Below are 14,730 nucleotides of genomic sequence, written 5' to 3' on the forward strand. Positions count from 1 at the left end.
CCCCGCAGCCTCGCCCAGCTCCCCCCGCGCCAAGTTGCTCCGCATCCGTGCGGGGAACACCGACAGCTCCCCGCACAGCACCGCCGCCCCTCGCGCCGCACCCCCGCACAGTCGCAAGGCCTCCCGCAGTGGGGACCACTCCGCGTGCCACGCACCCGGGGGGCGTTCGTCCTCCGAGGCCATCGAGGCGTACAGGGTCGACACCAGCGCCGGTACTTGCCGGGCCGCCGAGGCCAGCAGCACGGACCGCACCGGGTTGCTCTTGTGCGGCATCGCGGAGGAGACCCCGCCCGTGCCCTCGGCCGCCTCCCCCACCTCCGTGCGGGACAGCACCAGTACGTCCGCCGCCACCTTCCCCAGCGCCCCGGCGCAGAACGCCAGCGACCCGGCCAGATCCGCCACCGGCGTACGCAGCACGTGCCACGGCAACTCCGGTGCACGCAAGCCCAGTTCGGCGGCGAAGGCGTCCACCAGCGCCTCCCCCTCCATCCCGTACGCCTCGAACGCCTCCAGCGTTCCCGCCGCGCCGCCCAGTTGTACGGGGAGGGTGGACCGGACCCGTACGACACGGTCGTGTGCGTCGAGGACCAGGGAGCGCCAGCCCGCCGCCTTCAGGCCGAACGTCGTCGGGACCGCATGCTGGGTCAGGGTGCGGGCCGCCATCACGGTCGCCCGGTGCCGGTCGGCGAGGGTGGCCAGGGTCGCGGCCGTCGCCGCCAGGTCGACCCCGATCAGGTCGAGGGTGCGGGCGGCGACCAGCATCAGCGCGGTGTCCAGGATGTCCTGGCTGGTGGCACCCCGGTGGACGAACTCCTCACCCCCCGGCGAGAGTTCCGCCACCGCCGCCCTCAGGTCCGCCACGAGGGGGATCACCGGATTGCCGCCCGCCCCGGCCCGCAGGGCCAGCCCCCGCGCGTCGAACCCGACGGAGCCCGCCGCCTTCGTGACGGCCTCCGCCGCCCGCCCCGGCACCGCCCCGATCTCCGCCTGCGCCCTGGTCAGCGCCGCCTCCGCGTCGAGCATCGCCCGCAGCACCGCCGCGTCACCGGTCGCCCCCTCGGCCGGGCTCCCCGCACTCACCGGGGTCAGCAGGCCGACATCCCCGCCGCCACCGTACGAAGACGCGTCACGCGAAGGCACGTCACTCAAGGGCGCGTCACTGGAAGCCATGTCACGGGAAGTCATGCCGCTGAAAGGCGCGTCACTCGAAGGCACATCACTGGAAGTCAAGGAAAACCGTCTCCCTCTCCCCCTGCAAGTGGATGTCGAAGCGGAAGAGCCCGGCTCGCTCGCCCTCCCGCCGGGCCAGCATCGTCTCCCCCCGCTCCCCCGCAAGCCCCTTCAACTCCCCTTCCCCGACCAGCCCTTCGACGTACGCCCGGGTGAAGAGGTGGCGCGACAGGCCCCGTGCGAACAGGCACACCGCGAGGTAGGGCGCGGCCGGCGGCGGGGGCAGGGTGCGTACCGACCAGTGGCCGTCCGCGCCCGTCGCCACCCTGCCGAAGCCCGTGAAGCCGATGCCGTCCCGGCCGAGGAAGGCCCCGCTCGCCGGATCCCGGCGCCACGAGCCGGCCCCGTCCGTGCGGGACCCGTCGGGCGCGGCCTGCCAGAATTCCAGGAGCGCGTCCGGCACCGGCTCCCCGTGCCCGTCGTACACGTACCCGTGGACAGTGATCGAGGCCGGATGCCCGGTCGGCGCGATCTCCCCGCCGCCGGGGAAGGGGAGGGCGTAGCCGTGAAAGGGGCCGACCGTCTGCGAGGGGGTCGGGTCAAGTCCGATCGGCTCCGGCATCACGCGGTCACCTCCGGGTCGGGGAGCGTCGCGGCCGGGCCGTCGAGCACGATGTCCCAGCGGTAGCCCAACGCCCAGTTACGGATGGACAGCTCGGGGTCGTACGCCGCCACGAGCCGGTTCCGCGCCGCCTGGTCGGTGACCGTGTGCAGGATCGGGTCGTACGCCAGGAGCGGGTCGCCCGGGAAGTACATCTGGGTGACCAGGCGCTGGGTGAACGCCCGGCCGAAGAGCGAGAAGTGGATGTGTGCCGGACGCCACGCGTTCTCGTCGTTGCCCCAGGGGTACGCCCCCGGCTTGATCGTCGTGAACGCGTACCTCCCCTCGGCATCCGTGAGACACCGGCCCGCCCCGGTGAAGTGCGGGTCGAGCGGGGCAGCGTGCTGGTCGCGTCGGTGGGCGTAGCGACCGGACGCGTTCGCCTGCCAGATCTCCACGAGCTGGCCCCGGACGGGATGGCCCGAGCGGTCGACCACCCTCCCCGACACCGTGATCCGCTCTCCGTGCGGGTCTCCCACGTGCTGGCGGGTCAGGTCCGCGTCGAGCGGCGTGACCTCGGTGGCGCCGAACACCGGGCCGTACAGCTCCACCGCCTCCGGGTCCCCGCCCACGGAGACCGGCGCCCGCAACGGTTCGCGCAACGCGCCACTGCGGTACGGGCCCACCACACCTCGTGCGGGCACCTCCTCGACCATGCCGACCTGCCCTTGAGTGAGCGTCATCGCCCTGCCACCTCTCCCGAGCCCGAATCGTTGCCTGCCGTATCGCCGCCTGCGGTATCACTTCCCGCGGTGTCGCCGCCTGCGGTACGGATGTGAACCCACGCCCCCGTTCTCGCGCGCACCTCCTCCACCTCGATCCCCGGCGCCGTCTCGACCAGCACGAAACCGTCGTCGGGGTGCACATCGAGCACGGCCAGATCGGTGATGACCCGGTGCACACAGGCCCGGCCGGTGAGCGGCAGGGTGCAGCGCTCCACGAGTTTCGGAGTGCCGTCCTTCGCGGTGTGCTCGGTCAGCACGAGCACCCGGCGCACCCCGTGCACGAGGTCCATCGCGCCGCCCATCCCCTTCACCAGCCGCCCCGGCACGGCCCAGTTGGCGAGGTCGCCGCCCGCCGACACCTGCATCGCGCCGAGGATCGCGGTGTCGACGTGGCCGCCGCGGATCATCCCGAACGACAGCGCGGAGTCGAAGAACGCGGCGCCCGGCAGCACGGTCACCGTCTCCTTGCCCGCGTTGACGAGGTCCGGGTCCACGTCCGCCTCCAGGGGATACGGTCCGACGCCGAGAATGCCGTTCTCCGAGTGGACCACCACCGCGACACCCGGGGGTAGCTGGCCCGGGACCAGGGTCGGCAGCCCGATGCCGAGATTCACACAGCTGCCGTCCCCGAGCTCGGCGGCCGCCCGCGCCGCCATCTCCTCCCGCGTCCACCCGCTCACCGGCGCTCCTCCACCCGTACCGTGCGTTTCTCAATTCCCTTGCCCACAGCCTGAGTTGGCGTCAAGGGCAGGACCCTCTGCACGAACACCCCCGGCACGTGCACCGCGTCCGGGTCCAGCTCGCCCGCCTCCACGAGGTGTTCGACCTCGGCCACCGTGACCCGGCCGGCCATCGCCGCGAGCGGGTTGAAATTGCGGGCCGCGCGGCGGAAGACCAGGTTTCCGTGCCGGTCGCCCTTCCAGGCCCGTACGAGGGCGAAGTCCGTGGTGATGCCGTGTTCCAGGACGTGCTCGCGCCCGCCGAACTCGCGCACCTCCTTGGGCAGTGAGGCCACGGCCACCTCGCCCCCGGCGCCGTACCGCAGCGGCAGCCCGCCCTCGGCGACCTGGGTGCCGACGCCCGCCGGGGTGTAGAACGCGGGGATGCCGCAGCCGCCCGCCCGCAGGCGCTCGGCGAGGGTGCCCTGCGGGACCAGCTCCACCTCCAGCTCACCGCCCAGGTACTGGCGGGCGAACTCCTTGTTGGTGCCGATGTAGGAGCCGGTCACCCGGGCGATGCGGCCGGCCGCGAGCAGCACGCCGAGGCCGCCGCCGTCCACCCCGCAGTTGTTGGAGACCACGCTCAACTCGGTGGCGCCCTGCGCGTACAGGGCGGCTATCAGCACGTTCGGCACCCCGCTGAGGCCGAAGCCGCCGACCGCGAGGGAGGCCGCGTCGGGGATGTCGGCCACCGCGTCGGCGGGGACCCGTACGACCTTGTCCATTCTGTCCATGGAAACGCCCACGCCCGTTCTCGCTCGGCAACTGCCCGTGGAGCTCTCGTTATGTGTTCGCCAGATGAACTAGAGTTCAGAATCGCGCTCGCCCCGAGTGTGCGTTCAGCCGGCGCACGCGTCAACACCCCGTGCCTCGATCCCCGCGTCTCGACTCCCATGACTCAATCCCCGTGCCCCAACTCCCCACCCTCGGAGGCCACATGAGCACCGCCCCGGCCGAAGCCGTCGGCCCGCTGATGCGCGGGGTCGCCGTGCTGCGCGCGCTCAGTGACGCCGATGGACGGCTCAGCCTCGGCGAGCTGGTACGGGTGACCGGGCTCGCCCGCTCCACCGTCGACCGGGTCGCCGCGACGCTCGCCCGCATGGGATACCTGCGCCTCGACGGGCCCACCGCGACGCTCGCCCCGCGCCTGATGGAGCTCGCCAACGCCTACCTCGGCGCCCTCCGGCTGCCCGCCCTGCTCGGCCCGTACGCGGTCCAACTGGCCGAGGAACTGGATGAGTCGGTGTCCCTGGCCGTACCCGACGGCGACGGCATCCGCTTCGTCCACCAGAGCACCCGGCGCCGAGCGATGTCCCTCACCTTCCGCATCGGCGACCTCCTCCCGGCCGAACGCACCGCGCCGGGCCTCCTGTTCGCCGCGCACTGGAGGCCCGAGCAGTGGCAGGCCTGGCACCACCGACGCGCGGCCGACCCGGCGGGCCTCGCCTTCCCCGCCGCCCCGCCCGCCGAAGCCGGAGCCGAAGCCGGAACCGCGGCCGACGATTTCGAGGAGCGCGCCGAAGCGGCCCGCACCGCGAGCTGGGCGAGCGACGACCAGCTCATCGAGCCGGGCCTCATCGCCGTGGCCGCGCCGCTCCGCGACCCGGCGGGCACCCCGGTCTGCGCCGTCAGCGTGGTCAGCCACACCAGCCGCCACAGCGCGGCATCGCTGCCAAAGGCCGTGCTGCCCCGCCTGCGAGCCGCCGCCTCGGCGATGGAGGCCGAGCTGGCCCGCGACCACGCCCCCGCGCTCGACACCGCGCCGGCGCGGCCCCACGCGCTCGCCGCCTGGACCTCGGCCTCGAAGCAGGAGCTCGGCTCGGAGTTCGTCGAATCGCTGGCCCGCGGCCTGACCGTGCTGACCGCGTTCGGCGCCGACCGGGCCGAGCTCACGCTCAGCGCGGTCGCCGAGGCCACCGGCCTCGCCCGCGCCACCGCCCGGCGCGCCCTGATCACCCTGGATCACCTGGGCCTGGTCGCCACCGAGGGCCGCGCCTTCCGCCTCACCCCGCGCGTCCTGGCGCTCGGCTGCCCGCCCCTGTCCCGTACGACGCTGTCCGACATCGCAGCGCCGCACCTGGCCGCCCTGGTGCGCACCGTGCACGACTCGGCGTCGCTCGCGGTGCTCGACGGCGACGCCATCCAGTACACGGCCCGGGTCTCCACCACCCGGATCATGAGCGTCAACATCACCCTGGGCACCCGCTTCCCCGCGTACGCGGCCTCGATGGGCCGGGTACTGCTCGCCGATCTGGACGCCGGGGAGCGCACGGCCCGGCTCGGCCGTGCGGAGCCGGCGGCGCTCACTCCGCACACGGTCACCTCCCCGGCCGCGCTGGCCTCGGTCCTGGAACGGGTGGCGGACCAGGGGTACGCGCTGGTCGACGAGGAGTTGGAGGAGGGGCTGCGCTCGATCGCCGTGCCCGTGCGGGACGCCGGGGGGCGGGCGGTGGCGGCCGTGAACGTGGCCATGCACACCACGCGGCGCACCGTGCCGGAGTGCCTCGCCGAGGTGCTGCCCGAGCTGCGCGCCACGGCCGCGGCCATCGAGGCCGACCTGCACGTGGTCAGCCGTTTCTGCCGCACGCCGCTGTCGTAACCGGCACCTCCCCTGGCCGGTACCGGCACCGTCCGAGTGGGCACCCGGCGGCCCCGGATCCTGATCGGGACGCATTTGTCACCTTGAGCGACAGCACTTTCCCTCTAATCGGTTAATTCGGGCGAAGCCGGACATGTTCATGACGGCATTCGGGGATACAGGGCTAGTCCGCCCCAGCCTGTCCCTGACACACCGGAGTACGCCTCGTGGAGACCACAGAGCCCGTGTGGAGCTGCCCCTTCGGCTACGCCGATGCGCTCGCACGCGGCTCGCGGCTCCAGCGGACGCCGGCCGAGGAGCCGGTTCGTGCGGGTCCGGATGGCGTAGGGCGAGGGCGAGGCCCGGCTGGTCACCCGCGTCCCCGGAATCCGGGCGGTGGGCGCCGCCGCCGGCGTGCCGTGGCACACCCACTCCATCCGGCGGCAGGCTCTCCGCCTGCCGGTCGCCTGGTGACCAACCACCCGTCAACGAAGGGAAGTTAGATGGCAACCCTGTGCCGACCGGCGGTCGCCGTGCCCGACCACGTCATCACCCAGGAGCAGACCCTGGCGCTCGCCCGCGAGACCCACGCCGGGCACCCGCAGCGCGACCTCGTCCTGCGTCTCATCGAGAACACCGGCGTCAAGACCCGCCACCTCGTCCAGCCCCTCGAAGACACCCTGACCCACCCCGGGTTCGAGTTCCGCAACCAGGTGTACGAGGCCGAGGCCAAGAGACGGGCGCCCGCGGTGGTGCGCGAGGCGCTCGCCCACGCCGGGGTCGAGCCCGCCGACATCGACCTGATCGTCTACGTGTCGTGCACGGGCTTCATGATGCCTTCGCTGACCGCCTGGCTGATCAACACGATGGGCTTCCGCAACGACACCCGGCAGCTGCCCATCGCCCAGCTGGGCTGCGCGGCGGGCGGCGCCGCGATCAACCGCGCGCACGACTTCATCACGGCCTACCCGGGCTCCAACGTGCTGATCGTGTCGTGCGAGTTCTGCTCGCTGCTCTACCAGCCCACCGACATCGGCGTCGGCTCGCTGCTCTCCAACGGCCTCTTCGGAGACGCCCTCTCGTCCGCGGTGGTGCGCGGCGAGGGCGGCACCGGCATGCGGATCGAGCGCAACGGCTCGCACCTGGTGCCGGACACCGAGAACTGGATCTCGTACGCGGTGCGCGAGACGGGCTTCCACTTCCAGCTCGACAAGCGGGTCCCGGGCACCATGGAGATGCTCGCCCCTGCCCTCAAGTCCCTTGTGGCACAGCACAGTTGGGAGGTCGGCGCGCTCGACTTCTACATCATCCACGCGGGCGGCCCCCGCATCCTGGACGACCTGTGCCACTTCCTGGAACTGGGTCCCGAGATGTTCCGCTTCAGCCGCACCACCCTCACCGAACGCGGCAACATCGCGAGCTCGGTGGTCTTCGACGCCCTGGCCCGCCTCTTCGACGAGGGCGGCATGGAAGACGGCGCCCGCGGCGTGATCGCGGGCTTCGGCCCGGGCATCACCGCGGAGATCGGCGTGGGCAGCTGGAAGGCGGGCCCGGACATGGACGACGAGCTCGACGCGATGGCCGCCCGGATCTGAACTCCGGCCGTCTCCCGGCTCGTTGCCCGCTTCCCTTGCCCGCCGCTCGTTTCCCTACTCGTTTACTCGTTGACCAGCACGGGGACGGAGAGCACCGCGCTGGTCGGCGTGCCGGTCAGCGACGCCTTGGGCCGCACCTCGAAGTCGATGCCGGCGCCTTCGGCGGCCGGGGCGGGGGCGCCTGCATGGTCGTCGTGGCCCGCCTCCGCGTACTGGAACGAGCCGGTGCCGAGCAGCTTGCCGTCCGCGTCGTAGTAGGCGGCGCTCAGCTCCAGGGCGATCAGTTCGCTGACGTCCGAGGTGACGGCGAGGTGGCCGGTCACGGCGGATCCGGCGGCCAGGGCGCTGCCGGTGATCTTCACGCGGTCCGTGAACGGTCCCTGTTCCAGGCGCACTTCACCCTTCGCCAGCTTCCGGTACGCGGCGGGGGCGGCGGCCTGCTCGGGCGCCGCGAAGCTCACCGAGGGGACGGGGTCCGGGGCGTCCTCGGCCCCGCTCCCGCCGGATCCGCCGCCGCAGGCCGTGGCCAGGGCGAGCGCGAGGGCAGCCAGGACGGCCGGGGCGATGCGTCTCATGGGTGGGTACTCCTGCTCCTGCGCGTACTGCGGTGAACGGGGCCGGGGGCGGCCTGCCCCCGGCCCCTCATCGACGGGCGGGGTCAGCCGCGGGGCGAGCGGCCGAACAGCGAGCCGTACATCTTCCCGTACAGGTCCGTGTTGAGCTGGCTGGCCGCGAAGCGGTCGGCGCCCGGGCCGTACGCGAAGATCGGGACGTCCGCGCCGGTGTGGTTGCCGGACAGGTACGTCAGCCACAGGCTCGCCTCGGGGCTGCCGTCCTTGACGCCCTTCGGGTCGTCCGGGGTGCGGAAGGTCGCCGGGCCGAAGTTCTTGGCGTCGCCCGCGCCCGCGCCGTTCACGATGCCGGACGAGCGGGCCGGGTCCTTGACGCCCGAAGTGGCCCGCGAGGGAAGGGAGTTGTTCGCCGGATTGCCGGCGTCCGTGTTCGCCGGGGGCGCCGCCGACTCGGCGTTGGTGTACGTGCCCTTCTCGATGATGTTGAAGCCCGCGCACTCGTGGTCCGCGGTGACGACGACCAGCGTGTGGCCGTCCCTCTTCGCGAAGTCGGTGGCCGCCTTCACCGCGTCGTCGAACGCCTTGACCTCGGCGAGCGTCTGGGCGGCGTCGTTGGCGTGCGAGCGCTTGTCGATCTGGGCGCCCTCGACCTGGAGGAAGAAGCCCTTCTTCGAGCGGCCGTCGAGCAGGTCGATCGACTTCTTCGCCATCTCGGCGAGCGTCGGCTCCTGCTTCTGCGGGGCGCCCGCGGGCAGGGACGCCTTCGCCTGCTCGACGGTCAGGTTGCCGCGGTTGAAGAGCCCGACGACCTTCCTGCCGCGCGCCTTGTCGAGGTCCGCCTTGGTGGCGACCTTCTGCGAATCCGCGGTCTGCGCGGCCAGCTTCGGGTCGCCGAACGAACCCAGCACCTGATAGCCCTGCGCCTGGAGCGCCTTCTGGTCGTCCGGCTCGAAGCGGGCGAGACCGCCGCCGAGCACCACGTCGGCGGTGCCGTTGCGGGCGATCTGCTCGGCGATCGGCGTGATCAGCGTCTTGTCGGCGGGCGCCTTCTCATAGCTGCCGTCGGCGTTCTTCGGCAGGCAGGCCGCGTCCGAGTACGTCGGCCCCTGGCAGCCGCGGAGCAGCGCGTGGCTGAACTGGGCGGCGGGCGTGGCGTCGGTGATCTCGGCGGTCGAGACGTTGCCGGTGGCGAAGCCGGCCGCCTTGGCCTGCTCCATGAGCGTGGCGCGCTTCTTCTCGTAACTGTCCACGCCGATCGCGGCGTTGTACGTCTTGACGCCCGAGGCCCAGGCGGTGGCGGCGCTCGCCGAGTCCGTCACCAGGGCGGGCTGGTCGCTGCCCTTCTCGACGGCGTACGTGGCGACCGCGCCGGTGTAGGGCAGGCGCTCCATGTTCAGCTTGCCCTGGGCGCCGTAGTAGCGCTCGCGTCCCGCGGTGACGTGGGTGCGGCCCATGCCGTCGCCGAGCAGGTAGATGACGTTGCGTATCTCGCGACCGCCGCCGTGACCGCCGTGCTGGGGTGCGGAGCTGGCGGTGACGGCCGAGCCCGCGGCGACCGCGGAGGCCGCCGCGAACACCGCGAGCACCTTCATTGCCTTGTGTGTCATGGCGGTGAAGCTATGAGTCGCATGTGAACGGACCGGGAGGTTCAGGCGGCCGCCAAGCGAACGCCTTTACCTGCCGCATAACTTTTGCGTCCCGGCCCTTTGCCTGCTCTGGGTGCGCCCCTTACCTCTGGTCGCTCTTACCCGTACGACAGGTTGGAGCAGATGTTGTCGTCGGCCGAGCGGGCCTTGTCCGCGACCGCGGGCGGCACCGAGGCGGGGGCGCTGGGCGCCGCGTCCGCCCCGCTCTCCTTGTACTGGGTGCCGAGGATGACGCTCAGGCCCGGCGTCTTCGACTGGCGCATGAGTGCGCCGGGGAAGTGCGTGGCGAGCGTCTTGGCCTTGGCCTCGTCGTTCGCGCCGTACTCGATGACGGTGTGCGTGTAGTCCTGGGTGGCGGCGGTCGTGGCGTTGGTCACCGTGAAGCCCGCCGACTTCAGGGATTCGGCGGCCTTGCCCGCGAGGCCCTTCTCGATGGTGCCGTTGTAGACGGCGACGCTGATCCCCTGGCCGGAGGCGGGGGCCGGGGCGGAGGCGGCCGGGCTCGGCGCGGCGCTCGCGCCCTTCCCGGCGGCGTCCTGGCCGTCGACCGTACGGTCCGCCCTGAGGGCGGCGAACAGCGCGTCGGCCTCGGGTTTGACGACCGCGACGCGCGGGCCCTCGTACCGCCAGGGCAGCGTCACGAACTTGGTGTTGTGCAGATCGATGTCCTTCATGGACATCGCGAACGAGATCAGCTTGTTCGCCGAGCCGAGGCCCGGGTCGACGGTCATCGACTTGGTGGCGGCGGTGGCGAGCGGCAGCAGGCTGGTCGGGTCGAGCCCGTTGCCCTTGACCTTCTTGATCAGGCTGCCGACGAACGCCTGCTGGCGCTGGATGCGGCCTATGTCGGAGCCGTCGCCTATGCCGTGCCGTATGCGCACGTAGTCGAGCGCCTTCTGGCCGGAGACGGTCTGCGGGCCCTTGGCGAAGATCCGGTCGCCCTTGTGGTGCAGATTGGGGTTGAGGTCGCCCTGGTAGACGTCGTTGGGGACGCAGACCTGGACGCCGCCGACGGCCTCGGTCATCTTCGCGAAGCCCGCGAAGTCGACGACCACGGTGTGGTCCACGCGCAGACCGGTCAGTTTCTCGACGGTGTTCTGGGTGCAGGCCGGGTTGCCCTCGACCGTTTCGCCCACCTCGAAGGCCGAGTTGAACATCACATTGTGCTTGTCCTTGGTCCACGTCCCGTTCGGCAGCTTGCACGGGGGTATGTCGACCAGGGAGTCGCGCGGTATGGACACGGCGACGGCGTGCTTCTGGTCCGAGTACACGTGCATCAGGAACGCGGTGTCCGAACGGCCGATGTCGCCCGTGCCGTGGCCGTACGAGGCGTTGTCGCCGGAGCGCGTGTCAGAGCCGATGACCAGGACGTTCGAGCCCTTGGTCGAGGCGGCGGGGCGGTTGGCGGAGACTCCGCCGTCGTCGAAGGTCTTGATGTTGCCGTTCAGCTGGAAGTAGATCCAGCCACCTCCGGCGACCGCGAGGACGACGACCGACAGGACCGTGACCCCGGCGATGCGGGCGCGGCTGCGCTTGTTGCGGCGCCGTGGCGCGGCGGAGCTGCCGCCCTCGCGCCTGCTTGCCGCTCCCGCTTTGTGGCTGCCCGCCATCGGACCCCTCATCCCTCATTCACGCCTCTTCTGTAGAGGAGACGGTGAGTCGCACACTCTGGTTGTACAGTTGCGCAATGTAGCAAGTCTCACTGAGAGCCATCAGCCCCAGCCGTACGAAGAAATCGGCTGGACGAAAAGGCTGTAGGACGCGAACGAGGGAGGACGGCGGGATGTTCCTGCGCAACGGGCTTGAGCCCTGGCATCTGCTGATCGTGGCCGTAGTACTGATCCTGCTGTTCGGCTCGAAGAAGCTGCCCGACACGGCACGCGCGCTGGGCAAGTCCCTGCGCATCCTCAAGAGCGAGACCAAGGCGATGCGCGAGGACGGCACCGAATCCTCACCCGCCGCCACCGCACCCCCGCAGGTCACCCCGGCTCAGGCCCCGGTCCAGACTCCGGTCCAGACTCCGACCTCCACGGACGCGCGCCCGGTTCAATGATCCCGCCGTACGCTCGGCAGGCATGGAACAGCTGCCGACGTACGACGACGTGGTCCGCGCCCATGAGCGGATCGCCCCGCACGCCCACCGCACCCCGGTCCTGACCTCGCGGCTCACCGACGCCGAGCTCGGCCTGAGCCTCTTCTTCAAGTGCGAGAACCTCCAGCGGATGGGGGCCTTCAAGTTCCGCGGCGCGTTCAACGCGCTGTCGCGCTTCGACGCGGAGCAGCGCCGCGCGGGCGTGGTCGCCTACTCGTCCGGCAACCACGCCCAGGCCGTCGCGCTCGCCGCCTCCCTGCTCGGCATTCCGGCGACCATCGTCATGCCGCACGACGCCCCCACGGCCAAGCTCGCGGCCACCAAGGGGTACGGGGCGAGCGTGGTCTCGTACGACCGCTACACCGAGGACCGCGAGGACATCGGCCGGGCGCTCGCCGTGCAGCGCGGCCTGACGCTGATCCCGCCGTACGACCACCCCCATGTGATGGCCGGTCAGGGCACCGCCGCGAAGGAACTCTTCGAGGAGACCGGCCCGCTCGACGCGCTGTTCGTGCCACTGGGCGGCGGCGGGCTCCTGTCCGGCAGCCTCCTCTCGGCGGGCGCACTGTCACCCTCCTGCGAGGTGTACGGGGTCGAGCCGGAGGCGGGCGACGACGGACGGCGCTCACTGCGCGCGGGCCGGATCGTGTACATCGACACCCCGGCGACCATCGCGGACGGCGCCCAGACGCAGCATCTGGGCGCGTACACGTTCCCGGTGATCCGCGACCGCGTGACCGACATCGTCACGGCGTCGGACGCCCAACTTGTGGACTGCATGCGGCTGTTGGCCGCGCGCATGAAGATCGTCGCCGAGCCGACGGGGTGCCTGGGCGTGGCTGCGGCGGTCGCTCTGGCCGAGCGGTACCGGGGGAGGCGGGTGGGGGTGATCGTCAGCGGGGGCAACGTGGACGTGTCCCGCTTCGCGGAGCTGGTGGGGTAAGCCCCGAATCGGCGCGCTCCTGGAGTTGCCCGTACCGCATGCCGCTAGGGGCGCGGGGAACTGCGCGACAACCCCGCCCACCCCAGCGGAGCGGCACGGCGCATGATGGGGGCATGAACGAGATGCCGGAGTGGGAGAAGCGGTTCAGGGCGCCGAGGGTGGGGCTTCCCGACTGGGCGGAGGACGCCCCGGACCGCTCACTGTTCGTGTCGAACGCGACAGGGACGTACGAGCTGTACGCGTGGGACCGTGCGACCGGGTCGCAGCGCCGCGCCACCGACCGCCCCAACGGCACCACCGACGGGGTGCTGACGCCCGACGGCGAGTGGATCTGGTGGTTCGACGACACGGACGGCGACGAGTTCGGCGTGTGGCGGCGCCAGCCGTTCCGGGGCGGTGACGACGAGCCGGCCGTGCCCGGGCTCGAACCGTCCTACCCGGCGGGCCTCGCGCTCGGCCGGGACGGCACGGCGGTGGTCGGCCGCTCCACCGACGACGACGGCTCCACGATCCATGTCGTACGCCCCGGCTCCGCGCCCGTCGAGATCTACCGGCACCGCGAGTCGGCGGGCGTGGGCGACCTGTCGCACGACGGGACGCTGATCGCCGTCGAGCACACCGAGCACGGCGACGCCATGCACTCGGCGCTGCGCGTGGTGCGCCCGGACGGCTCGGCGGTCGCCGAGCTCGACGACACCAAGGGCGGCACCGAGGAGCTCGGGCTCGAAGTGCTCGGGTTCGCGCCGCTGGCGGGCGACACCCGGCTGCTGGTCGCCCACCAGCGGCGCGGCCGCTGGGAGCCGATGATCTGGGACGTGGCCTCCGGCGAGGAGATCGACCTCGCGCTCGACCTGCCGGGCGACGTGTCCGCCGAGTGGTACCCGGACGGCTCCGGGCTGCTCGTCGTCCACAGCTTCGAGGCGCGCAGCGGCCTGTTCCGCTTCGACCTCGCGACGCGCTCGCTGATCGAGATCGAGACCCCGGCGGGTTCGGTGTCGGGGGCGACGGCCCGGCCCGACGGCACGGTGGAGTACCTGTGGTCGTCGGCGGCCAGCCCCTCCGAAGTGCGCTCCACGACGGGCGAGGTCGTGCTCGACCCGCCCGGGTTCAAGGCGCCGGGGTCCGTGCCGGTGCGGGACGCCTGGGTGGAGGGGCCCGGCGGCCGCATCCACGCCCTGGTCCAACGCCCCGCAGGCGACGGCCCGTTCCCCACGCTCTTCGAGATCCACGGCGGGCCGACCTGGCACGACAGCGACTCGTTCGCGTCCGGTCCCGCGGCCTGGATCGACCACGGCTACGCGGTGGTCCGGGTCAACTACCGCGGCTCCACCGGGTACGGGCGGGCCTGGACCGACGCGCTCAAGCACCGGGTCGGGCTCATCGAGCTGGAGGACATCGCGGCGGTCCGCGACTGGGCGGTCGCCTCGGGCCTCGCCGACCCCGCGCGCCTCATCCTGGCGGGCGGCTCCTGGGGCGGCTACCTCACGCTGCTCGGCCTCGGCACGCAGCCGGACGCGTGGGCGCTGGGGCTCGCGGCGGTGCCGGTCGCGGACTACGTCACGGCGTACCACGACGAGATGGAAGCCCTGAAGGCGATGGACCGGACGCTGCTCGGCGGCACCCCGGACGAGGTCCCGGACCGCTTCCGGGCGTCGTCGCCCCTGACGTACGTCGACGCCGTGCGGGCGCCGGTCTACATCTCCGCCGGGGTGAACGATCCGCGCTGTCCGATCCGGCAGGTGGAGAACTATGTGGACCGGCTCGCTGCGCGGGGGGCGGCGCACGAGGTCTACCGCTACGACGCGGGGCACGGCTCGCTGGTGGTGGAGGAGCGCATCAAGCAGGTCCGCCTGGAACTCGCCTTCGCGGCACGCCACCTGGCGGGCTGAGGAGACCCTGGGGCTCCGCCCCAGACCCCGTATCGCGCCTCAAGGGCGCTCGTCCTCAATCGCCGGACGGGCTGGGTATGCCTGCAAGGGCACCCTGCGAAGGTCAACCCTGCAAGGGGCACGGGGAACTGCGCGACCAG

13 protein-coding genes are annotated in these 14,730 nt (G+C 72.1%); 5 read left to right on the forward strand and 8 right to left on the reverse strand.

Annotated elements, in window-relative coordinates; genetic code table 11:
- From pcaB to ADK54_RS36395, 5 genes are all read right to left on the reverse strand, one after another.
- A partial coding sequence (gene pcaB / locus ADK54_RS36375; protein WP_053730091.1) for a 3-carboxy-cis,cis-muconate cycloisomerase occupies nt 1-1,140 on the reverse strand: 1,140 nt, incomplete at its 3' end.
- A gap of 76 nt (nt 1,141-1,216) precedes the next feature.
- Nucleotides 1,217-1,792, reverse strand: a complete 576-nt coding sequence (locus ADK54_RS36380) for a protocatechuate 3,4-dioxygenase (RefSeq protein WP_053730121.1) — start codon at nt 1,790-1,792, stop codon at nt 1,217-1,219.
- Entirely contained in the window at nt 1,792-2,487 is a 696-nt protein-coding gene (gene pcaH, locus ADK54_RS36385; protein ID WP_053730122.1) for a protocatechuate 3,4-dioxygenase subunit beta, read from the reverse strand. The genes ADK54_RS36380 and pcaH overlap by 1 nt, the downstream gene beginning before the upstream one ends.
- 23 nt (nt 2,488-2,510) lie before the next feature.
- Complete coding sequence (locus ADK54_RS36390; protein ID WP_078966904.1) at nt 2,511-3,212, reverse strand: 3-oxoacid CoA-transferase subunit B; 702 nt, start codon at nt 3,210-3,212, stop codon at nt 2,511-2,513.
- A gap of 20 nt (nt 3,213-3,232) precedes the next feature.
- Nucleotides 3,233-4,000, reverse strand: a complete 768-nt coding sequence (locus ADK54_RS36395; protein WP_053730092.1) for a CoA transferase subunit A — start codon at nt 3,998-4,000, stop codon at nt 3,233-3,235.
- A gap of 212 nt (nt 4,001-4,212) precedes the next feature.
- Between ADK54_RS36395 and ADK54_RS36400 the strand changes: the two genes are divergently transcribed.
- Together ADK54_RS36400 and ADK54_RS36405 are read left to right on the forward strand one after the other, a co-directional pair.
- The gene (locus ADK54_RS36400) at nt 4,213-5,874 is read left to right on the forward strand and encodes an IclR family transcriptional regulator domain-containing protein (RefSeq protein ID WP_053730093.1); all 1,662 of its coding nucleotides are present in this window, start codon (nt 4,213-4,215) and stop codon (nt 5,872-5,874) included.
- Between the two features lie 482 nt (nt 5,875-6,356).
- Nucleotides 6,357-7,448 (forward strand): type III polyketide synthase, encoded by a 1,092-nt coding sequence (locus ADK54_RS36405; protein WP_053730094.1) that lies wholly within the window; start codon nt 6,357-6,359, stop codon nt 7,446-7,448.
- Nucleotides 7,449-7,510: 62 nt separating this feature from the next.
- On the opposite strand, the gene ADK54_RS36410 is transcribed toward ADK54_RS36405, so the two are convergent.
- The 3 genes from ADK54_RS36410 to ADK54_RS36420 form a co-directional block, all read right to left on the reverse strand.
- On the reverse strand, nt 7,511-8,023 hold the full coding sequence (locus ADK54_RS36410; protein ID WP_053730095.1) for a hypothetical protein: 513 nt from the start codon (nt 8,021-8,023) through the stop codon (nt 7,511-7,513).
- A gap of 83 nt (nt 8,024-8,106) precedes the next feature.
- Nucleotides 8,107-9,627 (reverse strand): alkaline phosphatase, encoded by a 1,521-nt coding sequence (locus tag ADK54_RS36415; protein ID WP_199827110.1) that lies wholly within the window; start codon nt 9,625-9,627, stop codon nt 8,107-8,109.
- Nucleotides 9,628-9,764: 137 nt separating this feature from the next.
- A complete protein-coding gene (locus tag ADK54_RS36420) occupies nt 9,765-11,276 on the reverse strand; it encodes an LCP family protein (RefSeq protein WP_078966899.1) in 1,512 nt (503 codons plus the stop codon).
- 173 nt (nt 11,277-11,449) lie between these two features.
- Between ADK54_RS36420 and tatA the strand changes: the two genes are divergently transcribed.
- The 3 genes from tatA (at nt 11,450) to ADK54_RS36435 (ending at nt 14,590) form a co-directional block, all read left to right on the forward strand.
- Complete coding sequence (gene tatA / locus ADK54_RS36425) at nt 11,450-11,719, forward strand: Sec-independent protein translocase subunit TatA (protein ID WP_053730097.1); 270 nt, start codon at nt 11,450-11,452, stop codon at nt 11,717-11,719.
- A 22-nt stretch (nt 11,720-11,741) separates the two neighbouring features.
- A complete protein-coding gene (locus ADK54_RS36430; RefSeq protein ID WP_053730098.1) occupies nt 11,742-12,701 on the forward strand; it encodes a threo-3-hydroxy-L-aspartate ammonia-lyase in 960 nt (319 codons plus the stop codon).
- Between the two features lie 113 nt (nt 12,702-12,814).
- Nucleotides 12,815-14,590 carry a prolyl oligopeptidase family serine peptidase gene (locus tag ADK54_RS36435; protein ID WP_053730099.1) on the forward strand — a complete coding sequence of 592 codons (1,776 nt, stop codon included), beginning with the start codon at nt 12,815-12,817 and terminating at the stop codon, nt 14,588-14,590.
- The last annotated feature ends 140 nt before the right edge of the window (nt 14,591-14,730 follow it).

This window comes from Streptomyces sp. WM6378 (assembly GCF_001279695.1).
Lineage (GTDB): Bacteria > Actinomycetota > Actinomycetes > Streptomycetales > Streptomycetaceae > Streptomyces.